This is a genomic window from Streptococcus sp. HMSC034B05, from assembly GCF_001809055.1.
Classification (GTDB): Bacteria; Bacillota; Bacilli; order Lactobacillales; family Streptococcaceae; genus Streptococcus; species Streptococcus constellatus.
On the sequence record NZ_KV795617.1, the window covers coordinates 1 to 263 of the forward strand.

The following is a 263-nucleotide window of genomic DNA, read 5'->3' on the forward strand; positions in this document are numbered from 1 at the left end:
GCAGTCATGATCAAAACGTGACGGTTCACTTGAAACACAAGGTAACAACATCTAGTGAGATTAAAACCGTTAAAGAAACCATTCATTATGTTTATAAGAATGGTAGCCAAGCAAGCCCAAGTCGTAGTACTTCATTGACTTTTACTAGAGAAGTAAAAACAGATGAAGTGACAAAACGTTCCACTAAAGGTGCTTGGTCTCCGGTTACAGGAACGTTCACAGCGGTAAGCTCCCCAACGATTACAGGTTATACAGCTGATAAG

At 40.3% G+C, this 263-nt stretch carries 1 protein-coding gene; it reads left to right on the forward strand.

Annotated features, from left to right (window positions below; all coding sequences use genetic code 11):
• Window positions 1–263 (forward strand): mucin-binding protein (locus HMPREF2542_RS06430; RefSeq protein ID WP_148129467.1); only part of this gene is annotated, 263 nt, incomplete at both ends.